This is a genomic window from Williamsia soli (assembly GCF_017377795.1).
GTDB lineage: Bacteria > Actinomycetota > Actinomycetes > Mycobacteriales > Mycobacteriaceae > Williamsia > Williamsia soli.
On sequence record NZ_JAFRDR010000005.1, the window covers coordinates 81,415 to 101,889 of the forward strand.

Here is a 20,475-nt window from a genome sequence, read left to right on the forward strand (position 1 = left end):
GATGAATACTACTGAGAACGCCGCCGCCGTGTGGGGGATGGTCCCGACACCGTTCACCGAAGACGGGAGCGAAGTATGTCAGCGCTCGCTGCAGGCACTGACTAGGGAGATGCTCGCCAGGGGCTGCACGGGCACGATAGCGCTGGGTGTGATCGGCGAACCGGCGTCGCTGTCCTACGAGGAGAAGGTCTCAGTTCTCGAGGCGGTCCTCGACGCGTCGGGAGACGCGCCCGTCGTGGCGACGGTCATGGCAGTCGATGAGCAGGTTGCCCTCGCGGAGATCAATTCGCTCGCAGACGAGTTCGCGGGCTCGCTGACCGCGGTGATGATTCCTGTTTCCTCACCGCACCCGGCGGCGCTCCGCCGATCGATCATCGGGGCCCACGACAGCAGCGGGCTTCCCGTGCTGATTCAGGACTTGCCATCGGCAACCGGGGTCACCATCGGTATCGATGATCTGCTCTGCGCCCTGGAAGGTCTGGAGCATCTGGTGTGGGCAGTGAAATGCGAAGCAGCGCCGACTTTCTCGAGGATCCGACGGCTCCGCCGTGAGACACCGGTGACGCTCATGGCAGGCAATGGAGGCATCGGACTCGTCGATGATGACCTGGCCGGTGCCCAGTGGGCTGCCGCCGGGATCTCCCGTCCGGAGGCGATAGTCGAGGCCATGCGCTGGTTGAGGTCCGGGAATCCGGACCGTGCGCAGGAGATCATCGCCGCGGTCTCTGCGCTGATCGCGTTCGAGACCCAGGCCGGGACCAGCATCGGCATCCGGAAAGAACACTGGCGTAGACAGGGTGTGATCTACAGTTCCGCTGTCAGACCGCCGGCCGTGCCCTACGCGCCGCACCTCATCGCACACAGTGACCGCCTGGGATTCGAGGCAGCATGACGAAGCCGACCGACGAAACTGCCCTCGGCCGGCGTGTGGAAACACGGGGTCTGGTTCTGATGCTCGCGTTGACCTTCGTCACCGGAGTGGTCGATGCAGTCGGCTTCCTCGGGTTGGATCGGGTCTTCGTGGGGAACATGACCGGTAACATCGTCATCCTCGGAATGGGTGTTGCGGGTGCTGACGAACTGCCGGTCCTCGGGCCGGCGGTCGCACTGGGGACCTTTGTCGCGGGGGCCTTAATAGCGGGAATGGTGTTGCGCAGCAAAGTCAAAGGGTGGACGACCGCGGTGACGGGGTGTCTTGCCGCGGGGTCGGTCATTCTGGTCGGCGCAGCCCTCGCCGCCACGCTGACGGATGTGAAGGACGATCTCGGCGCACAGATCGCGGTTGCGGCGGCCACCGCCGCCGCGATGGGCGTGCAGGCCTGCGTCGCACGAAAGGTTGCGATCGCCGACATGACCACGGTGGTGGTCACCTCGACGCTGACTTCGCTGGCCGCCGAGACCTGGATCCGTGGTGGACGAGAGGCGTTGTGGAATCGGAGACTCGGAGCGATCGCCCTGATCTTTCTCGGCGCTGTGATCGGTGCGCTGATCCTCGCAGCCGCAGGGGTTGCCGTGGCGTTGACCCTTGCCGCGGTGCTGTCACTGGTCGTGACTTTCGCCGGCCACCGGTACGTGCGGACCGCAGCGACCGAGGCGTAGCCGGTCAACCGCCGGTCTGAATGAGCTCCGGCGGTACCTCGTCGCCGTCGGCAATGGCTTTGAAGAACTGAGTTGTGTTGTCTCCCCACGCAAGTGAGTCTCCGTCGTCGGTGAAGACCGGTCCTCCGTTGGGGGTGGTGACGGTGACGGGATCGCTGCGCAGCGCCCACGCGAGTCTGGCGAGGTGCCAGATGTGGTCGCCGTTGTCGACAGTGAGCGACCCCACAGTGCCACTGACCAACGGCCAGAAGCGAAAAGGGTTCAGGATGGTGGAGAAGCTGGTGGCCTTTTGCATGAGCGCGGCCATGAACTTGCGCTGATTCACCACGCGATCGAGGTCGGCATTTGCGAAGGCCCGGGTCCTGACGAAGCCAAGGGCCTCCTTGCCGTTGAGTGTTTGGCATCCGGCCTGCAGGTCGATGCCGGCGAGGGGGTCGTTGATGGGTGCGTCGAGGCACATCTCGATGCCGCCGACGGCGTCGACGAGTTTGTCGAAACCGCCGAAGCCGATCTCGGCATAGTGATCGATGTGCACCCCGGTGTTCGTCTCGATCGTCTGCACCAACAGCTCCGGGCCGCCGATGCTGAAGGCGGCGTTGATCTTGTGCGCGCCGTTGCCGGGGATGTCGACGAAGAGATCGCGGGGGATCGAGATGATCATCGGCTTGCCGCCCGACCCGAAATGAACCAGCATGATGGTGTCGGTCCGGGACCCCTCGCTGTCACCGGTGGCCAGCGCTGCTCGTTCTTCCTCGCTGAGGTCGGCCCGTGAATCGGAACCGACGAGGAGCCAGTTCGTCCCGGCCGTGCCTGCGACCCTGCCCTCGTAGTTGGACAGCGCGTCGACCCGGTTCAGTTTGGTGTCGAAGTACGCGAGCAGGCCGACGGTGCCCAGCACCATCACCAGCAGCAGGATGAGAATCGTGCGCAGGATCGGGATACGACGCTTGCGGCGCGTTCGGGACGGCGGCGGCGGCGCAAAACGATCTGCCGGTCGCGGTGGCCGATCCCGCGGTGGTTCGGGTGGGCGCGGCCGGTTGTAGGCGACGATCGGCGGTGGCGGACTCTGCCGCGGCGGCTGCCCCGGCGGTCGGCCGGTGCGGGTCTCCGGAGCCTCGGACTGTGACCAGGCCCGCGGGGACTGGTAGCCGGGTGGAGCCGGGGGTGGGCCCTTGCGGGTCATGGGCGGGGGAACGGGAGGAGCGCCCCGTGGGTTCGGATTGGGCCGCGGACGCTGCTGCGGGTTCGGCTGGGGTGGACGACCGTGTCGCGGCGGTCCCTGCTGGGGCGGCCCCTGCTGGGGCGGTCCCTGGCGGGGCCGGCGGATGAACGGCTCTTCCCGGTCGCTCATCGCATCTGGCCAGCTGTCATTGCACAGACTTTAGCGAAGCCAGCTGAGATGGTCCCTCAGGAGCGCGAAGCCGACGAAGGCGACGGTGTCGATGAGGGCGTGTCCGATGACCAGCGGCCATATCCGATCGGTGCGCTGGAACACCCTGCCGTAGACCAGGCCCATGACGATGTTGCCGAGGGCCGCGCCGAACCCCTGATACAGGTGGTAGCTGCCGCGCAGCACCGCCGAGAACAGCACGCTGCGATTCTCGTTCCACCCGAGCTGCCGCAATCGGGTGATGAGGTAGGCGACCACCACGAACTCCTCGGCCGCGGAGTTGGCGATCGCAGAGAACACGAGCATGGGAAGGCGCCAAAAAGTTTCGTCGAGGTTCGACGGCAACACCTGGACGTTGAGGTCGAGGGCTCGGGCCACCAGATAGAAGCCCAGTCCGGGGATGCCGATCAGCGCGGCGAGACCGGCACCCAGGCCCACGTCGAACCTGGCTTTGAGCTTTGGGAAACCGATGCGGGCCAGGGGAACCCCGGCGCGCCAGATCAGGTAGATCCCCAATGCCGCGACGGCGAAGAGTTTCGTGGCAGAGAGCAGCTGCCGGAAGAAGTCGATGAGACCGAGGTCGGACGAGCTGGAGTTCAGTGCGACGCTGGCGCCGCCGAGACCTTCCGTGGACAGCAGGTCCTCGATGATCGAGAGCAGCGAGGACGCGGCCGAGAGGCCGAACGTCAGGGTCAGGACGATCGCGATCTCGATGCCGATACCGCGGCGCGCAGTGGGATCGGTGACGACCTCGATCTGCGCCGGACGAGTCGGCTGTAACCAGGGGCGCAGGTTCACCCGGTAGAGATTACTGACGGAGTGTGTGAGGCGTTCTCAGCTGTGGCCGGGGAGGCTGTTGAGAAACGGGCAGCCGGCCAGCGTGCGCAGCGCCTTGGACAGCTCCATGACGTCGCCGACCGGGCGCGGGAACGGCAGCCGCACGTCGGAGTCGCCTTCCGCACCTTCGATGCGGAACCGGATACCGAAACGATCGATGCCCAGCGGCCGGACCCGGCCGTCACGGAGTTCGGTGGGGAGTCGGTTGCTGAGTGCGGTGATCAGGTCTTCGTGATCGGAATCCATGTGCGCGACCCAGTCGGCCTCGAACTCCCAGAAGGGATCGGGCACGGCCTGCGCGAGTTCGTCCGAACTGACCGAGGCGGCGCCACCGCTGTTCGCGAGGACCGCTGACGTCAGGCCGAGTCGGAGCAGTGAGTGGCCGTGGCCGATGTCGAGCAGGCCGGGGCAGGGGTGGTCTGTGGCGATCTCGCAGGCGAGGTCGCGCTCGAGGTCCGACGGGACCGAGTGCAGGGTGCCGTTGAGCCAGATCAGGGAGCGGACCTGCTCACGCAGGTCGATGGGCGCCACATCGGTGACCTCGACCATCGCGGGCAACCCGCTCGACCCGGCCTGCCACGCCAGCGCGCTGGCCGCGCTGTCGGTGGGCACGAGAACAAACGCCTGCGAGTCATACAGATGCACCATCGTGACCGGTGAGGGTTCGCTGCCTTCGATGGCGAGCATCGCATCGGTCACCCGCATGCAGGCGGTACGAACCGACTCGGCGTCGGACGGTCGATCGATCGCGGTTTTCTGCATCTCGGTCCTCGCGGGGTGTAGGTGAGCCGGTGTAGGTAACCCTAACCTAAACCCGCGGGCGGTGGGTTGGCAACCCTGGAGTCGACTCCAGACCTCTGCCGTAATCTCGGATGGTGCCTGCCATCGCCTTCTTCGGACCATCCGGGACGTTCACCGAGATGGCGCTCGACCAATTGCTCGCGCAGAATGCGTGGCTCACCGACCAGGGCCCCGCCGAGCGGATCAGTGCCGGCAGTCCCGCCGGAACCGTCACCCTTGTTCGCGAGGGGCGCGCCGACTTCGGCTGCGTACCGATCGAGAGCTCCATCGAAGGGTCGGTATCTGCGACTCTGGACGCCCTGATCAAGGGGTCGCGAGTACAGATCTTCGCCGAGACCGTGCTGGACATCGCGTTCACCCTCGCTGCCCGCGAACAGATCGACGCGGCAGACATCCGGACCATCGCGGCGTACCCGGTGGCGTCGGCGCAGGTCCGTGAGACGCTCGAACAGCGCTTCCCGGCCGCGCAAGTGGTGACCAGCGCCTCCAATGCTGCGGCCGCTCAGGATGTCGCGGCCGGCCGGGCCGATGCTGCCCTCACCACGGCGCTGGCGGCCCGTTTGAACCACCTGCTCGAGCTGGCAACGGGACTCGCCGATTCACCCGACGCCAACACCCGTTTCGTACTGGTCGGGAGACCGGGACCGGTGCCACCCCGTACGGGCCAGGACCGCACGTCGGTCACGCTCGACCTCCCGAACGTTCCGGGGTCGTTGATGTCGGCGATGTACGAATTCGCCTCGCGCAACATCGATCTGACGAGAATCGAATCCCGGCCCCGACGTACCGGCGGGTTCTTCTTCAACCTCGACGTCGTCGGGCACCTGGACGATCCGCCCATCGCGGAGGCGCTCGGTGCGCTGCACCGCCGCGCCACCGCGATGCACTTCCTGGGGTCATGGCCGTCGGCCCGATCGAACGGGACACCGCCGCCCCGTCACGACGAATCCGACAGATGGCTCGAATCGATCAGGCTGGGGAAGGACCGATGAGCACGCTGCACCTGGTCCGACATGGTGAGACCACGTCGAACGTGTTGCAACGTCTGGACACGGCGTTACCGGGGGCCGGACTCACCGACTTCGGCGCCCGCCAGGCCGCCCGTTACGCCCTCGAGCGTGCCGATGCCGGGGCGCCGATCCTGATCTCGTCGGAGGCCCGGCGTGCCCAGCAGACCGCCGAATTGATCGGATCGGTGTGGGGCGTCACGAACGAAGTCCGCGACGGACTGTTCGAGGTGCAGGTGGGCGATCTGGAGGACCAGACCTCCGAGGATGCGCACAAGGTGTTCGGGGCCACGGTCCGCAGCTGGTTCTCCGGCGACACCGCGACGCGGATCCCGGGCGGCGAGTCGCTCGACGACGTCTACGCCCGCTACCTACCGGTGATAGACGCGATCGCGGAAGAGTATCTGTCCGGGCCGGACTCTCGTGAGGTGCACCTCGTGAGTCACGGCGCCGCGATCAGGCTCATCGCGGCGCATCTGGTCGGCATGCCTGCCGAGTTCGCGCTGGCGCATCACCTGAAGAACACCGGGTCCATCGAGCTCACCCGCACGCCTGACGGCTGGACCTGCGAGCGCTGGGGCCAGGAACTGCCCCCATTCCACACCGACGACGAACCGGAGTTGGCCCCCGACCCGATGGGTTAGCGGGTCGTCGAGGTTCAGCCCCAGCCGTTGGCGTGCAGCCAGTCGTCGGAGATGCCGAAATGGTGCGCGATCTCGTGCACCACGGTGATCGCCACCTCTGAGACCACCTGTTCGTCGTCGTCGCACATGTCGAGAATCGGCTCGCGATAGATCGTGATGGTGTCGGGCAACGTGCCGCCGTAGTGGCTGTCGCGTTCGGTGAGAGCGATGCCGAAGTAGAGCCCGAGCAGATCGGGCTCTTCCTCGTTGTGCGGTTCCACCAGGATCACGACGTTGTTCATCGCCGCGGCGAGTTCTTCGGGGATGGTGTCGAGCGCGTCGGAGACCAGCTCGTCGAACGCTTTGTCCGACATGACAACCGGCATCGCTCAGCCTCCGCCGCCACCGGCGGGTGCCGGCGTCTCCACAGGGTTGGCCTCGACGCCGGGAGGCAGCGGAACCGGGGTCGGATTGAGTCGGCCCGGCGGCTCGGCCGGTGGTGGGGTGGGCACCGCTCCGTTGATCAGCAGGTTGCCCTTTGCATCTCCGACGAGCGTGGCGAATCCGCCCTGATCGGGTAGGCCGATGTAACACACGACTTTTCGGCTACCGGCCAACCAGCTGGTCTCGGTCAGGGTGGACCACTGCAGGTTGAGCGTGGTCTGGTCGAGTTTGTCGTTGCCGCCGAGGAATTGATCGGTGACCCCGGGGCAGGTCGACTGCAGGTAGGTGTTCTGCTCGTCGACGTTCGGCCAGGGTGAACCGGCCGGTCCGTATTTGAGGCCGAGGTCGATCACTGCGGTCACCTGGAACGAATGGGGTTCGGTGCAATCGACGGGATCGGTCGGCTTGCGAGTCTCCAGATCGATCCCGATACAGGTCCCCGACGGCCACTGCTGAGACTGATCCTGGTCGCGGACGTGACCGAGGAACGGCTTCAGCGTGCCGGTGGTGCCCGACAGCTGCAGACCGCATCGCAGGGTGCGTTCGCCCTCCGCCCACTGTTCGGCGGGCGGGTACATCAGCCCGATCGAGAAGCGTCCCGCCGGGTCGAGCTTGCCGCCGAGGTAGGTGTTGACCACCGTGGGGCAGTGTTCGTCGCGGATGGTGGTGAACTGCTCCGGGCCCGGCCATGGGGCGTCCTCGCCGAACTGGATACCCGGGTAAGCGGCGGTGTCGACGGCGCCGGCGACCTCGAACATGTGCTCCTGGGTGCAATCGACCAGCGACTGACTCGTCGGGAGTTCTTCGGGCCAGGTCAGGCAGTCGCCCGCCGTGGACTCTGTGAAAGGCGTGGATTTCGTCGACGCCTTGGCGTCGCCGATCTCGTCTCCTTTGACCGTGCCGGCGTCGTTGAACCCGCCTATCAGTGCGACCACGCCGGCGCAGATCACCGCGCCTGCCAGCACGGCGGCGAGCAGCACACGCACCGGATGCCGCGCTGCCGCCAGGGCCAGGCGTTGTCGCTGTCCTCCACTGTCAACCATCGGCATCCATAATGCCCTGGCGGCGCTCCCCGGCGGCGAAATGGGCCCTAGTGTCGGTCGGCGCTCGGCATTATCGTCTGACGCATGGCAGTCGACGGCACAGGCGAGGCACCAGGAAACGAGTCCCCCAGCGAGGACGTGGCAGAGCTCGCGGGCCGGATGTTCGAGATGGCCCGCGCGGGGGACGCGGCGCTCATCGACTACGTGAAGGCCGGTGTGCCGGTGAACCTGACCAACCAGGCGGGCGACACCATCTTGATGCTGTCGGCCTATCACGGTCACGCGCAGGTGGTGTCGGGGCTGATCGAGCTCGGTGCGGACGTCAACCGGCCCAACGACAAAGAACAGACCCCACTCGCCGGTGCGGTGTTCAAGTCGCACGACGAGGTGGTGGCAGCGCTTGTCGCGGGGGGCGCGGATCCCGACGCCGGCCACCCGACGGCGCGTGATGCGGCGTCGATGTTCGGGCGCGAGGACTACCTGGGTTTGCTCGACAAGTAGGGTTTCTTTCGTGATCGACCTGAAGATTTTGCGCGATAACCCTGATCTGGTCCGCGCGTCCCAGCGGACCCGCGGTGAAGACCCCGCGTTGGTGGATGTGCTGCTCGAAGCAGACGCCGCGCGGCGTGCCGCAATCGTCGAGGCCGATCAGTTGAGGTCCCAGCAGAAGGATCTCGGGAAACTGATCGGAAAGGCCCCCGCAGACGAGAAGCAGGCGCTGCTGGCGAAGGGCAAGGAGTTCTCCGAGCAGGTCAAGGCCGCGAACGCACGCGAGTCGGCAGCCGACGAGCAGATGAACGCCGCGCACCGGGCCATCAACAACATCGTCGCGCCGCAGGCGCCCGCCGGCGGCGAGCAGGACTTCAACCTGCTCGAGACGATCGGCGAACCGACCGTCATCGAGAATCCGAAGGATCATCTCGAGCTCGGCGAGAGCCTGGGACTGCTCGACATGGAGCGCGGCGCAAAGGTGTCGGGTTCGCGGTTCTACTTCCTCACCGGAGCCGGAGCCATGCTGCAACTCGGGCTCCTTCAGCTCGCGGCGCAGAAAGCCACCGCCAACGGATTCACGGTGATGATCCCGCCGGTGCTGGTGCGGCGAGAAGTGATGGAGGGCACCGGATTTCTGGGTGCGCATGCGGCAGAGGTCTATCACCTGCCGGACGACGACCTGTTCCTCGTGGGGACGTCCGAGGTGCCGATGGCCGGCTACCACATGAACGAGATCCTGGACCTGTCTGCGGGCCCCAAACGTTACGCGGGCTGGTCGAGCTGCTTCCGTCGAGAAGCCGGTAGCTATGGCAAGGACACCCGGGGGATCATCCGGGTCCACCAGTTCGACAAGGTCGAGGGGTTCATCTACTGCCGCCCGGAAGACGCCGAGGCCGAACACGACAAATTGCTCGGCTGGCAGAAAGAGATGCTGGCCGCGATCGACGTGCCCTACCGCGTGATCGATGTCGCCGGAGGCGATCTCGGCTCGTCGGCCGCGCGCAAGTTCGACTGCGAGGCCTGGGTTCCCACCCAGAACACCTACCGGGAGCTGACGTCCACGTCGAACTGCACCACTTACCAGGCTCGCCGTCTGCAGGTCCGGTACCGGGGTGAGAACGGAAAGCCACAGGTCGCGGCCACTCTCAACGGCACGCTGGCCACCACGCGGTGGATTGTGGCCATCCTGGAGAACCATCAGCAGCCCGACGGCAGTGTCCGGGTTCCGGCGGCGTTGGTGCCGTTCGTCGGCACAGATGTTCTGACACCGACATAATCCCCTCATGATCATCGGTATCCTCGCCGCGCTCTTTGCGTGTGTGGCGTACGGCGTCTCGTCAGTGATGCAGGCCTACGGCGCACGGAAGTCACGACAGGCCGCGGCCGACCGCGGCGAGGCCGGTTTCGAGACCGAGACCGGCGCGCCGACGATGAAGTCCACGATCGCTGCGGCGCTGACGGCCGCATTCATCATCGGCACGATCCTCGACGTGGTGGGATTCGCTGGGAGTGCTGTCTCGGCGCGGCTCATCCCGCTCTTCCTGTCGCAGACGATAGTCAGTGCGAACCTCATCATCACCGCGATCCTGGGGATCTTCGTCCTGGGCATCAACCTGCACCGCCGCGACTGGATCGCGATCGCAGTGGTGGTGATCGCGTTGTTCGCGCTGGGGATCTCGGCAGATTCGGAAGGCACCGGTCACGACGCCGAATGGTTCCACTGGGCACTGCTGCTGGTCACCCTGGGTTTGCTGGCCCTGTCGATCGGGCTCATCCAGTGGCTGGGCTCCCGGGCCGCGATCGCGGCCGGTCTGTGCGCCGGCGCGATGTTCGGCGCGGTCGCGATCTCGGTCCGGGTCATGCACGGGATCACCGATTTCGACATCGCCGAGATCCTCGCCGACCCGGCCGCGTACGCGCTGGTCGTCTCGGGAATCGGTGGGTTCTACCTCCATACCGTTGCGCTGCAACTGGGTTCGGTGAACGGCGCGACCGCCGCCCTGGTGGTCGGAGAGACGGTGGTGCCAGGTTTGGTCGGCATCATCTGGCTCGGTGACAACGCGTTGCCGGGTCGCACGTGGCTGGCCGTACTCGGCTTCGTCTTCGCGGTTGCAGGTGCGATCGCGGTGGCGTGGTCGGGCGCGGTCGAGGCCAGTGCGCAGGCAGAAGCAGGCGGTTCCGACGGGGCTGCCGCAGGCGGGGAGAAGCAGAAAGCATGAACACGCCGTTGTACGACCGGTCCACCAGGATGGTCCGCTTCAAGGAATTGTCGATGCCCATGACACAGGCGCTGGCCGAGCACGCCGAGAGCAGACAGTTGGTGCTCTCCGACGAGATGCCGGCCTGGTTGACGCACAGCGTTAACCTGCCGTCACAGTCGATACTGGGAAAACTGCTCGGGCACAAGGCCAATCGCACCGACCGTGACAAGGAGCACGACGTGCTCGTGGTGCTGCACACCACACACGTGATCATCGTGACCTCGGGAGCCAAACGTGGTACGTCGGCTCTCTCGCTGCCGATCGAACACGCGACGATCCGGGTGGGAAGTGCACTCGAGACGACCTTCTCGTCGGTCGAAGACGCCGGGTTCACCTTGGGCGGTTTCCCTGGTGATCACGGAAAGCCCGGCACCTTCTACATCGGGCTCGGCCCCGAGCCGGCGGGCGCCGAGTGCGCGGAAGCGATCAGAGCTGCGATCACCGATGCGAAGAACCCCTGATCCCTCTCGACGACACTGATCGATCAGCCGGTCAAGGACGCCCGCAAGTCCTCGTCCAACGAGGCACGCAGAAGGGCGGCAGCGAACTTCGCATTGGACGAGGGCGCGAGGTCGGCCAGTTTTCCCGCGTCCGCAGGGAGGTTCAGGTCCTGCGCCGCACCAAGGGACTTGGGGTCGTAGAACGGCGCGACCCACGGCCACACGTCCTGCACCTCGCGCAGGAAGATGTCGGCCCCCACCGGTCCGATGCCCCTGAACTCTTGCAGGAGCTCCTGCGCTTTCGTCACGTCGCCGTTGCATGCCGACGCGAGTTTTCGCAGATCACCGTCGTACGTGTCGATCAAAAGGTGTGAGCCCTCCGTGAGCCGGGTCGCCGTGCTCTCGTCGTAGCGGGCGTAGTGTCCGCGTCCGAGCGCTGCGATGATCGCCGAGCGGTCGGCGTCGATCACGGCTTTCGGGTTACGCAACCCTGCGTCGAAGAGTTCTCGCGCGGCGCTGACCGCGATCTCTGCGGAGATCCTGGCGCTCAGCAACATCGTCAACACGAGTAGTTCGAAGAGCGGTATCGGCGTGTCCTGCAACCTGATACCGGCCTCTTCGGCGTACGTCTGCCCCGCCCGCTTGTCGAGTTCGGCGGCTACCGATCTCTGTTCCTTCGTGCTCACGGGACTTCCTTTCGCCGACGATCTGCAGTGCGGGTTCGGTGCCCGGTGTACTCAACCGGGTAGGGTCTCACCGCCGATGGGCGCGAGGACTTCTCCGCTGTAGTACGACGACATGACGTCGGAAGCGAAGAACACGAACGACGGGGCGATCTCGTCGGGCTGTGCCGCTCGGCCGTAGGGCACCTGCTCGCCGAAGTCCTCGACCTTGTCCGCGGGCATGGTGGCAGGAATCAGAGGCGTCCAGACCGGCCCCGGCGCAACGCAGTTGACGCGGATCCCGCGATCGAGGAGGTTCTGGGCCAGCGAGTAGGTCAACGCGGTGACGGCGCCCTTCGTGGCCGAGTAGTCGATCAATGACTTGTTCCCGCGGAGTCCGTTGATGGAACCGGTGTTGATGATCGCCGCACCGCGTCCGAGGTACTTCAGCGCCGCATGGGTGACGTAGTAGAAACTGTCGATGTTCACACTGAACGTGCGCCGCCACTGCTCCGGGGTGATCTCGGCGAAGTCATCGACCGGTTGTTGGTAGGCAACATTGTTGACCAGCAACTCCAGACCGCCCAGGTCGGCCGCCGCCCGGTCGACGACATCCAGACAGTGTGCCGGATCTGCGAGATCGCCTTCGTAGGTGAAGCAGGTACGTCCCTGCTCCTGCACCAGCTTTTTGGTGTGCTCGGCATCATCGGATTCCGAGAGGTAGGCGATCGCCACATCCGCACCTTCTTTGGCGAACGCGACAGCCACCGCCCGGCCGATGCCCGAATCGCCACCGGTGATCAGGGCGCGCTTGCCGACGAGTAACTCACGCCCCTTGTACGACCGCATCTCGTCGTTCGGTTTCTCGGCCATATCGCCTGTGCGGCCTGGATACTCGATGTTCTCCGCGCGGTGTTCGCCCATGTGGATACCTCCATGTCGTTGTCACCGCAGGTACCCGCGGCGAGCCGACCACGAAACATCCGATTGCCACCGGAGGATTCGGGGTACCCAAGTGCGGTTGATGTGTCACCGAGCAGGAGGGAACACCATGCCCAAGACCAGCAAGTCAGGCGCACCGAAGAAGAGCGAGCTGCCGAGCACCCTGCTGAAGTCGAAGAAGAAGGCCCAACGCACCTTCACGAAGACCTACGACTCGGCGATGGACCAGTACAACGACACCAAGCGCGCCCATCGGGTGGCGTTCGACGCACTGAAGCACAGCTACGAGAAAGTCGGTGACCACTGGGAGGCCAAGAAAAAGCGCGGCCCGTCCGACGATCGAGCGAAGAGCGGTGGTCCCCACCCCAAGGGTAAGAGCGCCGAGGGTGTCGACGCCAATGCGAGTAAGAAGCACCTGCTCGAGATTGCCCGCCGCCTCGATGTCAAAGGCCGGTCGGACATGAAGAAGAAGGAACTGGTGTCCGCCATCAAGAAGGCGAATAGAAAGAAGACCGCCCGCAACCGGTGAAGGTACGGGCGGCCCGACGGCAGGTGATCCTCAGGGGTTCAAGAGAATCTTGACGGCGCCGTCCTGCTTCTTCTGAAAGATCTCGTAGGCGTGCGGAGCCTCTTCCAACGACAGTTCGTGGGTCGCGAAGCTGTCGACGCCGAGCGGATCGGCATCGGTCAGCAGCGGCATGATGTCGTCGGCCCAGCGCTTCACATTCGCCTGCCCCATCTTGAGGGTGACCTGCCTGTCGAACATCGAACCGAGCGGCAGCGGGTCCATGTCGCCTGCATACACCCCGATCAGGGATACGGTGCCGCCGCGACGGACCGTGTCGAGGGCGGTGTACACGGCGCTGAGGCGGTCGACGCCCGCAGATTTGAAGACCGGCTGAGCGACAGCGTCCGGCAGCAGTCCGGCCATGGTCTGGACGATCTTCGCGCCGGTGGATCCGTGCGCTTCGGTGCCGACTGCGTCGATGACCGAATCGGGCCCGCGGCCGTCGGTGCGGTCGCGCATGATCGCACCGATGTCGTCGTTCTCGGACAGGTCGATGGTGTCGATCCCGCGAGCGCGGGCGCGCTCCAGTCGTTCCGGGACCAGGTCGACTGCCGTGACGTGGTAACCCTTGTGCGCCGCGATCCGTGCCGCCATGTCGCCGATCGGACCGAGGCCGAGGACCGTCACCGAGCCGCCGTCCGGGATGTTGGCGTACTCCACGGATTGCCACGCGGTGGGAAGTACATCCGACAGGTAGACGAAGCGTGAATCCGGCGGTCCCTCGGGCACTTTGATGTGGGTGAAGTCGGCGTGCGGGACGCGTAAGAACTGGGCCTGCCCGCCGGGTACCGAACCATAGAGCTGCGAGAAGCCGAACAGGGCGGCGCCGCGTCCCTCTGAGGTGACCTGGGTGGTCTCGCACTGGGTGGGTAGCGCGTGATCACACATATAACAACTGCCGCAGGCGATCTGGAACGGGATGACAACCCGGTCCCCGACTGCCAGGTTCTTGATGGCCGAGCCGACCTCGACGACCCTGCCCATGGGCTCGTGGCCGAGGATGTCGCCAGGACTCATGAACGGGCCGAAGACCTCGTAGAGGTGTAGATCCGAACCACAGATGTTGGTGGTGGTGATCTCGATGATGGCATCGGTCGGGTTTTCGATCTTTGGATCGGGTACGGTCTCGACCCGTACGTCACGCTTTCCCTGCCAGGTCACTGCTCGCATGTTGCGCCCCTTTCACGTGGGTGAATGCTGCTGACCACATACCCACGGGCCCGCGGTGACAACCATCTGCGCATACGTGCATGAGACCGTGGCAAGCTGGTGTTTGAGATACACCCAGATCGGGGTACCCCATGCAGGCCACATTCACTACGCGCAGATAGGACCGTGTTGGAGCGAGCCAAACCCAGGTCACGGGTGTCTGACGACTACTCCGATGTGGTCGCGACGATCGGACGCCTGCGGGAGTTGCCGGCCGACAGCACGCAGAGCGAACGCTTGCGCGAACAGGTCATCACCAGGTGTCTGCCGCTGGCGGAGAACATCGCACGACGTTTCAGTGGCCGCGGAGAGAATCACGACGACCTCGTCCAGGTGGCTCGGCTAGGACTCGTCAATGCCGTCGATCGGTTCGATCCGGCGCACGGTTCCGAGTTCGTGTCGTTCGCCGTCCCGACGATCATGGGTGAGGTCCGGCGCCACTTCAGGGACGCCGCCTGGGCGACTCGGGTTCCGCGTCGCCTGAAAGAACTCCACAAGTCCATCAGCGATGCGTCCGAGAATCTATCGCAGAGGCTGGGCCGTTCACCATCGGCCAGCGAGATCGCCGCGGAGCTGGATCTCGATGTCGCCGAGGTGACCGAGGGTTTGCTGGCCCGTGGTGCGTACCAGGCGCTGTCGACCGACTCCGGCGCTGCCGACGACGAGATCGGCGCTCCGCTGCTCGAGACGCTGGGCGCGGAGGATCCCGAGTACGACCATGTCGAGAGCTACGTGGCGATCAGGCCGGCGTTGGCGAAGCTTGGTGAGCGGGAGCGACGAATCCTGGTGTTGCGCTTCTTCGGATCGCAGACGCAGACCGAGATCGCCAAGCAGATGGGCATCTCTCAGATGCACGTCTCTCGCATCCTCTCGAGCACCCTTGCGAAGCTTCGGGAGGAGTTGGGAAGCGATGTGGCGGGTGATGCCAATGTATTTCTGCAATGAGGCACCCGGGCTCGAGCGACTCCGCGTGCGGTGCTTAGAGCTCGGGGCAGCGGGGTACACGTCCGAAGACCGCACGACGAGAGGGTCGAGTGTATGTCGATCATGACCGATGAGCGGTGGATGCGGCAAGGTATTCTGCCCGCTGAAGGGGGACCGAAGTGGTGATGGGTGGTGTGATGCATATCGACGAGGCCGCAGAGGCACCGGTGAACATTCGTGTCCCGGCCGACAGGTCGCAGGTACCGATGATCCGGGCCATCGCCGAGACTCTCGCAGTCCTCGCGGACTTCTCCCTCGACGAGGTCGCCGACATCAAACTGGCGGTGGACGAGGCCGCGATGACGGTCATCGGAGGCGCATCTGCGGACGCTGAGCTGAAGGTTGCCTTGACCGCGGCGGATCAGAAGTTCCACGCGATCATCCAGTCCTGGTTTCCGGCGGACAACACGTTGGTGCAACAGGGTTTTGGCTGGCACGTCCTGCAAACGCTGACCTCTTCGGTCGCGGTGCACGAGGGCGAGACACAGCAGAACGGGCGACCGGTCGCCATCGAACTGTCGAAGTGAGAAGTGAACGCAGCTGAGATGGGCTGCGCGTCAGCCTGATCGGCCGGTCTCGCGAATCATTCAGGCCGGTGTAGCGATCGGGTGGTCGGGCCCTCGAGAAGGGCTCCGTCATAGTCGAAGCGGGAGCCGTGCAGCGGGCAATCCCAGCTCCTCTCGGCGTCGTTCCATTCCAGGATTCCGAAGAGGTGGGGGCAGATCGCCGAAACGCTGTGCTGCTCACCGTCGACCGTACAAACCCCCACCGGACGAGCGCCCTGCCGGCGGACCACCCCCTGTCCTTCTGCCGGTGCGTCGTTGCTGGGCAGCAGCGACTTGAGCGCAGTGCCCGCCCACCCCTTGGCCAGTTCGAATCCCACCTCGCTGTTGATGACCGCTGCAGTCGGCAGCCCGAGCAGCTGTTTCGGTCGCGAGGGGTCGAAGACCGGGGCCCACTGCGGCGCGCTTCCCAGGATGCGTCCGGACATCGACAGGGCCGCAGCGACACCATTGGTCATGCCCCATTTCGCAAAGCCGGTCGCCACCTGGATGTCGCCGTAACCGGGCGCGAGCTGACCCACGAAGGGGAGCTCGTCGATGGGCATGTAGTCCTGGGCGGACCAGCGAGCCCGCAACTGCGCCGTAGGGAAATGCGTTGTGGTCCAGTCGATGAGGTCGTCGACCAGCGCGCGTTCTGAACTCGCCCGGCCTACCGTGTGGCCCGCTCCGCCGGTGAGCAGGAGGGGACCGTTCTCGCCGGGTGCCGTCCGAATCGATCGCGACGGTTCGTCCACCGCCAGATACATGCCGTCCGCGAGGGGTTCCGAGACGTCGAAGGCCGCCGCATAGGAACGCTGAGGATGGAGTCTGGCGAAAAATGCGCCGCGATCGAGAATCGGCGTTCCTGTCGCCAGGACAACCGACTGTGCGCGCACATCACCCTGCGCGGTGTGGAGGATCTGGTCGCCGTGCTTACGCCGCACGGTGACCACCCGGGTGTTCTCGTAGATGTCGGCGCCATGGGCGGTGGCGTCAGCGATCAACGCGGCGAGCACGTCCATCGGATCGAACTGGGCTTGATCGTCCAGCGCCACCGCCGAACGTGCGGGGAACGGGACATCGAGCTGGGCGATGTGGCGTACGGGCAGGTCCACGCGGCGGGCCGCCCGAAGTTCCTCCTCGACGGTCTTGTCGCCGTCGTCGGACTGTGCGTACGTGTATGCCGTCTGGACCTGGTGCGCGACCCCCTGGTCGCGAAGAAAAGCGAGCAACCAGCGCTGCCCGTCGAGGTTGGCATCGACGTAGGCCCGAACGGTGTCCGTCGACTGCTTTCGGGAGATGGTCGACAGTCGGGTCCCCTGCAGCACACTGAGCTTTGCGGTCGTGTTGCCGGTTGCGGCGGCGCCGATATGGCGTGCTTCGAGCAGCGCGACCCGAAGTCCGGCCCGGGCCAGCAGCACCGCCGTTGTCGCTCCGGTGATGCCGCCCCCGACCACGACGCACTCGTAGCGGGACTCCTCCGCCGGTCGTGACGGCGCTTCAACAGGGACCCGGGCAGACCAGAGTGCAGACACGACCGGGCAATACCCTCGCGGACGGGCGCTCAAACGCGCAGCTCACCGAGGACGGTTCGATGGCTCCTCTACCCGCGGCCGATGATCCGGGACAGCAGTGGCTTCAGGACCAATCCGCCGAGGCGTTCATAAGCACCCCCGGTGAGCCGCCAGGTGAGGTCTATGAGCCGGCCGTCGAGACCGACCACGATCCGGCGGCGATCCTCGGCAACCCCGGAGAGAATGGCTCGCGCTGCGCCCTCCGGACTGGACGCAGGCAGGATGTCATCGAATGCCTTTGTCACCCAACGCTGTACCTGCGCGTCAGGGAAGACCGCGTCCCGGGCGACGGCGGTGTTGACCGCACCCGGGTACACCAGATGCGCGTGGACCCCGGAGCCGGAGATCGCGAGTTCGTGCTGCAAGGCCTCGGTGAATCCGCGCACCGCGAACTTCGACGCCGAATAAGAACTCTGCATCGGTGACGCTACGAGTCCGAAGGCGCTCGAGGTGTTGACGATGTGGCCGCGGTCGCTGCGACGCAGATAGGGCAGGAACGCCTTGGTGCCGTTCAGTACCCCGCCGAAGTTCACGTCGAAAACACGCTTGCCGACGTCGTGGGGTTCGGACGCGACATCGATCACCGCTGTCTGCCCCGCATTGTTGAAAACGGCGAAAGGAACACCCATTGTGGCCACCACATCGTCGGCGAAGGACGCGACCGCGTACCGATCGGCGACGTCGACGATCGTGGTGCTGACCCGTCGTGCTCGGGAACGGCAGGTGGCCGCGGTCTCCTCGAGGTCGCCCGAGTCGATGTCACAGAGAGCGAGCGCCGCACCGGACGAGGCCAACTGCTGCGCGAGGGATCGGCCCATCCCTGAACCCGCGCCGGTGACCACGACCGTCTGATCGTAGAACAGGGCGCGGGCGGAGTTCGGGGTGCGGCGAAGGAACATGGTGTGGAGGTACCCAGCGCTCGGTGTTTAAATGCCGCTCACCCGGCTACCCACGCAGGTATGACAACCTCTGACGCCGTGGTGATCGGTGCCGGGCACAACGGCCTGGTCGCCGCCACCAACCTGGCCGACGCAGGCTGGGACGTGACCGTCCTCGAAGCGCAGCCGCACGTCGGAGGAGCCGTTCGCAGCGCAGAGCTCTTTCCTGGATACACGAGCGATCTGTTCAGCGCGTTTCATCCCCTCGCTGTGACCTCGCCCGCATTTGGCGAACTCGACCTCGGGTCTCATGGTCTGCGGTGGAGTCACGCGCCCATTCCGTTCGGTCACCCGGCCGGTCCCGACGACAGGGACGCGGTGGTGGTCCACCACGACGCAACAACCACGGCAGCGCATTTCGCACAGTACGACAAGCGCGACGGCGAGACCTGGTTGCAGCTGGTGGAGCAGTGGGAGTCGGTCCGTTCGGCCGTCATCAACACGCTCTTCGGTCCGTTCCCGCCGGTGCGCGGCCCGGCGTCGCTGCTGCGTGCCCTCGGCGTCGGCGGTTCTCTGCGCTTCGCGCGTTTTCTGCTGCTGCCGGCGAACCGGATGGTCACGGAACTGTTCCACAGCGAACCGGCTCGCCTGGCGATCCTCGGCAACGCGATGCACGCGGACATCCCACTGGATGCGCCCGGCAGCGGCGTGATGGGTTACCTGCTCACGATGCTGGCTCAGGACACCGGTTTCCCGGTGCCCGTGGGTGGCGCCGGAGCCCTGACCGACGCGCTGGTCCGCAGATGTGAGGCCGGTGGCGTCCGGATCGTCACCGATTGCCGGGCTACCGGAATCGAAGTCCGTTCCGGGAAGGCAATCGGCGTCCGGACGGCAGACGGCCGACGATGGGGTGCGCGACACGCGGTGATCGCCGACGTGGCGGCGCCCACGCTGTACCGGGACCTGCTACCGGCCGACGCGGTGCCCGCTCAGGTGCTGACCGACCTCGAGAACTTCGAATGGGACGCTCCGGTCGTGAAGGTCAACTACGCCCTGGATGGCAAGATCCCCTGGAACTGCGCCGATCTCGGACGAACCGGCACGGTGCACCTCGGTGCCGACCGACGCGGGATGATCCAGTGGATGGCCGACCTCAACACCGGTGTCGTACCGCGGACGCCGTTTCTGCTCTTCGGTCAGATGACCACCTCCGATCCGAGCCGGTCCCCTGCCGGAACCGAAAGTGCCTGGGCCTACACGCATCTGCCTCGCGACGTCGCCGATCGGGAGTCTGCGGAAGTTCTCGCAGGTCGTGTCGATGCGGTACTGGAGGCTCATGCGCCTGGTTTCGGAGAACTGATCGTCGGACGGCATCTACAAACTCCGGCGGAGCTGCACGCTGCAGACCAGAACCTCTTCGCAGGTGCGGTCAACGGTGGTACCTCGCAGCTCTATCAACAGCTGGTCTTCCGTCCGTCACCCGGACTCGGGCGCGCCGAAACGCCTGTGGGCCAGCTTTTCCTGGGTGGGGCATCCGCGCATCCGGGCGGGGGTGTGCACGGGACCTGTGGCCGCAACGCGGCGCGGGCAGCGCTCGCCTCTACGGGCGTGCGCGGGATACCGCGCCGCTTCATCACCGGCAAGACAATCGATCTACTCAACAATTGACGAAGGGACACCTCATGATCGGCGTGACTCACGAGACCTCTGCGACCCCCGCCCAGGTGTGGTCGATTCTGTCCAACGGATGGCTGTACTCGTCCTGGGTGGTCGGCGCGTCACGCATCCGTGCCGTCGACAGCAATTGGCCGCAGGAAGGCTCGAAGATCCACCATTCGGTCGGGGTCTGGCCCGTGCTGCTCAACGACGAGACGGTCTCGCTCCAGTCCTCGGCGGGGCACCTCGAACTGTCCGCCCACGGCTGGCCCGCAGGTACTGCGCGAGTGAAAGTGCACGTGGAGAAGTCCGGCCAGGGTTCGCTGCTGACGATGGACGAGTTCGCCGAAACCGCGCCGGTGAAGTGGATCCCGACCAACGCGCAACGCGCGGCCACGTCCCCGCGTCTCAAGGAGTGCCTCCACCGACTGGCCCTGCTCGCCGAGAACGGCGCCGCCAGCTCGTAAACCCATGCGTTGCAGGCAAACCCATGTGCTGCAACACCTGGGTCTGCCTGGAGCCA

23 protein-coding genes are annotated in these 20,475 nt (G+C 65.7%); 13 read left to right on the forward strand and 10 right to left on the reverse strand.

Annotated features, from left to right (window positions below; all coding sequences use genetic code 11):
* Window position 1: 1 nt before the first annotated feature.
* Both J3S28_RS14755 and J3S28_RS14760 read left to right on the forward strand, forming a co-directional pair.
* On the forward strand, window positions 2-892 hold the full coding sequence (locus tag J3S28_RS14755) for a dihydrodipicolinate synthase family protein (protein WP_207841507.1): 891 nt from the start codon (window positions 2-4) through the stop codon (window positions 890-892).
* A complete protein-coding gene (locus J3S28_RS14760) occupies window positions 889-1,599 on the forward strand; it encodes a YoaK family protein (RefSeq protein WP_207841508.1) in 711 nt (236 codons plus the stop codon). Before J3S28_RS14755 ends, J3S28_RS14760 begins: the two co-directional genes overlap by 4 nt.
* Before the next feature lie 4 nt (window positions 1,600-1,603).
* On the opposite strand, the gene J3S28_RS14765 is transcribed toward J3S28_RS14760, so the two are convergent.
* Genes J3S28_RS14765 through J3S28_RS14775 form a run of 3 tightly spaced genes read right to left on the reverse strand, consistent with a single transcriptional unit; the run spans window position 1,604 to window position 4,588 of the window.
* Window positions 1,604-2,950 (reverse strand): LCP family protein, encoded by a 1,347-nt coding sequence (locus J3S28_RS14765; RefSeq protein ID WP_237341610.1) that lies wholly within the window; start codon window positions 2,948-2,950, stop codon window positions 1,604-1,606.
* A 30-nt stretch (window positions 2,951-2,980) separates the two neighbouring features.
* Window positions 2,981-3,787 carry a CPBP family intramembrane glutamic endopeptidase gene (locus J3S28_RS14770; protein WP_207841509.1) on the reverse strand — a complete coding sequence of 269 codons (807 nt, stop codon included), beginning with the start codon at window positions 3,785-3,787 and terminating at the stop codon, window positions 2,981-2,983.
* 36 nt (window positions 3,788-3,823) lie between these two features.
* Window positions 3,824-4,588 (reverse strand): DUF2470 domain-containing protein, encoded by a 765-nt coding sequence (locus J3S28_RS14775; RefSeq protein ID WP_207841510.1) that lies wholly within the window; start codon window positions 4,586-4,588, stop codon window positions 3,824-3,826.
* 110 nt (window positions 4,589-4,698) lie between these two features.
* On the opposite strand from J3S28_RS14775, the gene pheA reads away from it, so the two are divergent.
* Together pheA and J3S28_RS14785 are read left to right on the forward strand one after the other, a co-directional pair.
* The gene (gene pheA, locus J3S28_RS14780) at window positions 4,699-5,619 is read left to right on the forward strand and encodes a prephenate dehydratase (protein ID WP_207841511.1); all 921 of its coding nucleotides are present in this window, start codon (window positions 4,699-4,701) and stop codon (window positions 5,617-5,619) included.
* Entirely contained in the window at window positions 5,616-6,278 is a 663-nt protein-coding gene (locus J3S28_RS14785) for a histidine phosphatase family protein (protein WP_207841512.1), read from the forward strand. The genes pheA and J3S28_RS14785 overlap by 4 nt, the downstream gene beginning before the upstream one ends.
* A gap of 14 nt (window positions 6,279-6,292) precedes the next feature.
* On the opposite strand, the gene J3S28_RS14790 is transcribed toward J3S28_RS14785, so the two are convergent.
* A complete protein-coding gene (locus J3S28_RS14790) occupies window positions 6,293-6,643 on the reverse strand; it encodes a metallopeptidase family protein (RefSeq protein WP_084892510.1) in 351 nt (116 codons plus the stop codon).
* 3 nt (window positions 6,644-6,646) lie between these two features.
* The gene (locus tag J3S28_RS14795; protein ID WP_237341611.1) at window positions 6,647-7,744 is read right to left on the reverse strand and encodes a septum formation family protein; all 1,098 of its coding nucleotides are present in this window, start codon (window positions 7,742-7,744) and stop codon (window positions 6,647-6,649) included.
* 84 nt (window positions 7,745-7,828) lie between these two features.
* Here J3S28_RS14795 and J3S28_RS14800 point away from each other — a divergent pair, with 84 nt between their 5' ends.
* The 4 genes from J3S28_RS14800 to J3S28_RS14815 are packed head-to-tail and all read left to right on the forward strand — an operon-like array spanning window position 7,829 to window position 10,958.
* Window positions 7,829-8,245, forward strand: coding sequence for an ankyrin repeat domain-containing protein (locus J3S28_RS14800; RefSeq protein ID WP_207841514.1), 417 nt, complete (start codon window positions 7,829-7,831; stop codon window positions 8,243-8,245).
* 10 nt (window positions 8,246-8,255) lie between these two features.
* Window positions 8,256-9,512 (forward strand): serine--tRNA ligase, encoded by a 1,257-nt coding sequence (serS, locus tag J3S28_RS14805; RefSeq protein WP_207841515.1) that lies wholly within the window; start codon window positions 8,256-8,258, stop codon window positions 9,510-9,512.
* Between the two features lie 7 nt (window positions 9,513-9,519).
* Window positions 9,520-10,455: a DMT family protein gene (locus J3S28_RS14810; RefSeq protein ID WP_207841516.1), complete on the forward strand. Its 936-nt coding sequence runs from the start codon at window positions 9,520-9,522 to the stop codon at window positions 10,453-10,455.
* Entirely contained in the window at window positions 10,452-10,958 is a 507-nt protein-coding gene (locus tag J3S28_RS14815; protein WP_237341612.1) for a hypothetical protein, read from the forward strand. Before J3S28_RS14810 ends, J3S28_RS14815 begins: the two co-directional genes overlap by 4 nt.
* Window positions 10,959-10,981: 23 nt before the next feature.
* Here the strand turns inward: J3S28_RS14815 and J3S28_RS14820 are convergent, their stop codons facing one another.
* Window positions 10,982-11,623, reverse strand: coding sequence for an HhH-GDP family DNA glycosylase (locus J3S28_RS14820; protein WP_207841517.1), 642 nt, complete (start codon window positions 11,621-11,623; stop codon window positions 10,982-10,984).
* 51 nt (window positions 11,624-11,674) lie between these two features.
* Window positions 11,675-12,523, reverse strand: coding sequence for an SDR family oxidoreductase (locus J3S28_RS14825; RefSeq protein WP_207841518.1), 849 nt, complete (start codon window positions 12,521-12,523; stop codon window positions 11,675-11,677).
* A gap of 127 nt (window positions 12,524-12,650) precedes the next feature.
* Here J3S28_RS14825 and J3S28_RS14830 point away from each other — a divergent pair, with 127 nt between their 5' ends.
* Complete coding sequence (locus J3S28_RS14830) at window positions 12,651-13,070, forward strand: ChaB family protein (RefSeq protein WP_207841519.1); 420 nt, start codon at window positions 12,651-12,653, stop codon at window positions 13,068-13,070.
* 30 nt (window positions 13,071-13,100) lie between these two features.
* Here the strand turns inward: J3S28_RS14830 and J3S28_RS14835 are convergent, their stop codons facing one another.
* Window positions 13,101-14,279, reverse strand: coding sequence for a zinc-dependent alcohol dehydrogenase (locus J3S28_RS14835; protein ID WP_207841520.1), 1,179 nt, complete (start codon window positions 14,277-14,279; stop codon window positions 13,101-13,103).
* 195 nt (window positions 14,280-14,474) lie between these two features.
* Here J3S28_RS14835 and J3S28_RS14840 point away from each other — a divergent pair, with 195 nt between their 5' ends.
* Together J3S28_RS14840 and J3S28_RS14845 are read left to right on the forward strand one after the other, a co-directional pair.
* Complete coding sequence (locus J3S28_RS14840; protein WP_372436008.1) at window positions 14,475-15,263, forward strand: SigB/SigF/SigG family RNA polymerase sigma factor; 789 nt, start codon at window positions 14,475-14,477, stop codon at window positions 15,261-15,263.
* 176 nt (window positions 15,264-15,439) lie between these two features.
* Window positions 15,440-15,829, forward strand: a complete 390-nt coding sequence (locus tag J3S28_RS14845) for an ATP-binding protein (RefSeq protein WP_207841522.1) — start codon at window positions 15,440-15,442, stop codon at window positions 15,827-15,829.
* A gap of 56 nt (window positions 15,830-15,885) precedes the next feature.
* Here J3S28_RS14845 and J3S28_RS14850 read toward each other — a convergent pair whose 3' ends face one another.
* Entirely contained in the window at window positions 15,886-17,379 is a 1,494-nt protein-coding gene (locus J3S28_RS14850) for an FAD-dependent oxidoreductase (protein WP_207841523.1), read from the reverse strand.
* Window positions 17,380-17,447: 68 nt separating this feature from the next.
* Window positions 17,448-18,317, reverse strand: a complete 870-nt coding sequence (locus J3S28_RS14855; protein WP_207841524.1) for an SDR family NAD(P)-dependent oxidoreductase — start codon at window positions 18,315-18,317, stop codon at window positions 17,448-17,450.
* A 60-nt stretch (window positions 18,318-18,377) separates the two neighbouring features.
* Between J3S28_RS14855 and J3S28_RS14860 the strand changes: the two genes are divergently transcribed.
* Both J3S28_RS14860 and J3S28_RS14865 read left to right on the forward strand, forming a co-directional pair.
* On the forward strand, window positions 18,378-19,964 hold the full coding sequence (locus J3S28_RS14860) for a phytoene desaturase family protein (protein ID WP_207841525.1): 1,587 nt from the start codon (window positions 18,378-18,380) through the stop codon (window positions 19,962-19,964).
* A 14-nt stretch (window positions 19,965-19,978) separates the two neighbouring features.
* Window positions 19,979-20,419 carry an SRPBCC family protein gene (locus J3S28_RS14865; RefSeq protein WP_207841526.1) on the forward strand — a complete coding sequence of 147 codons (441 nt, stop codon included), beginning with the start codon at window positions 19,979-19,981 and terminating at the stop codon, window positions 20,417-20,419.
* The last annotated feature ends 56 nt before the right edge of the window (window positions 20,420-20,475 follow it).

Excerpts from the sequence above, each read along its gene's own strand:
- J3S28_RS14830 (WP_207841519.1), top strand. The coding sequence starts at position 12,651 with ATGCCCAAGACCAGCAAGTCAGGCGCACCGAAGAAGAGCGAGCTGCCG.
- J3S28_RS14865 (WP_207841526.1), top strand. The coding sequence starts at position 19,979 with ATGATCGGCGTGACTCACGAGACCTCTGCGACCCCCGCCCAGGTGTGG.
- J3S28_RS14835 (WP_207841520.1), bottom strand. The coding sequence starts at position 14,279 with ATGCGAGCAGTGACCTGGCAGGGAAAGCGTGACGTACGGGTCGAGACC.
- J3S28_RS14785 (WP_207841512.1), top strand. The coding sequence starts at position 5,616 with ATGAGCACGCTGCACCTGGTCCGACATGGTGAGACCACGTCGAACGTG.
- J3S28_RS14795 (WP_237341611.1), bottom strand. The coding sequence starts at position 7,744 with ATGGTTGACAGTGGAGGACAGCGACAACGCCTGGCCCTGGCGGCAGCG.
- J3S28_RS14765 (WP_237341610.1), bottom strand. The coding sequence starts at position 2,950 with ATGAGCGACCGGGAAGAGCCGTTCATCCGCCGGCCCCGCCAGGGACCG.
- J3S28_RS14825 (WP_207841518.1), bottom strand. The coding sequence starts at position 12,523 with ATGGGCGAACACCGCGCGGAGAACATCGAGTATCCAGGCCGCACAGGC.
- J3S28_RS14810 (WP_207841516.1), top strand. The coding sequence starts at position 9,520 with ATGATCATCGGTATCCTCGCCGCGCTCTTTGCGTGTGTGGCGTACGGC.
- J3S28_RS14845 (WP_207841522.1), top strand. The coding sequence starts at position 15,440 with ATGCATATCGACGAGGCCGCAGAGGCACCGGTGAACATTCGTGTCCCG.
- J3S28_RS14860 (WP_207841525.1), top strand. The coding sequence starts at position 18,378 with ATGACAACCTCTGACGCCGTGGTGATCGGTGCCGGGCACAACGGCCTG.
- J3S28_RS14790 (WP_084892510.1), bottom strand. The coding sequence starts at position 6,643 with ATGCCGGTTGTCATGTCGGACAAAGCGTTCGACGAGCTGGTCTCCGAC.
- J3S28_RS14755 (WP_207841507.1), top strand. The coding sequence starts at position 2 with ATGAATACTACTGAGAACGCCGCCGCCGTGTGGGGGATGGTCCCGACA.
- J3S28_RS14855 (WP_207841524.1), bottom strand. The coding sequence starts at position 18,317 with ATGTTCCTTCGCCGCACCCCGAACTCCGCCCGCGCCCTGTTCTACGAT.
- J3S28_RS14775 (WP_207841510.1), bottom strand. The coding sequence starts at position 4,588 with ATGCAGAAAACCGCGATCGATCGACCGTCCGACGCCGAGTCGGTTCGT.
- pheA (WP_207841511.1), top strand. The coding sequence starts at position 4,699 with ATGGTGCCTGCCATCGCCTTCTTCGGACCATCCGGGACGTTCACCGAG.
- J3S28_RS14815 (WP_237341612.1), top strand. The coding sequence starts at position 10,452 with ATGAACACGCCGTTGTACGACCGGTCCACCAGGATGGTCCGCTTCAAG.
- J3S28_RS14800 (WP_207841514.1), top strand. The coding sequence starts at position 7,829 with ATGGCAGTCGACGGCACAGGCGAGGCACCAGGAAACGAGTCCCCCAGC.
- J3S28_RS14760 (WP_207841508.1), top strand. The coding sequence starts at position 889 with ATGACGAAGCCGACCGACGAAACTGCCCTCGGCCGGCGTGTGGAAACA.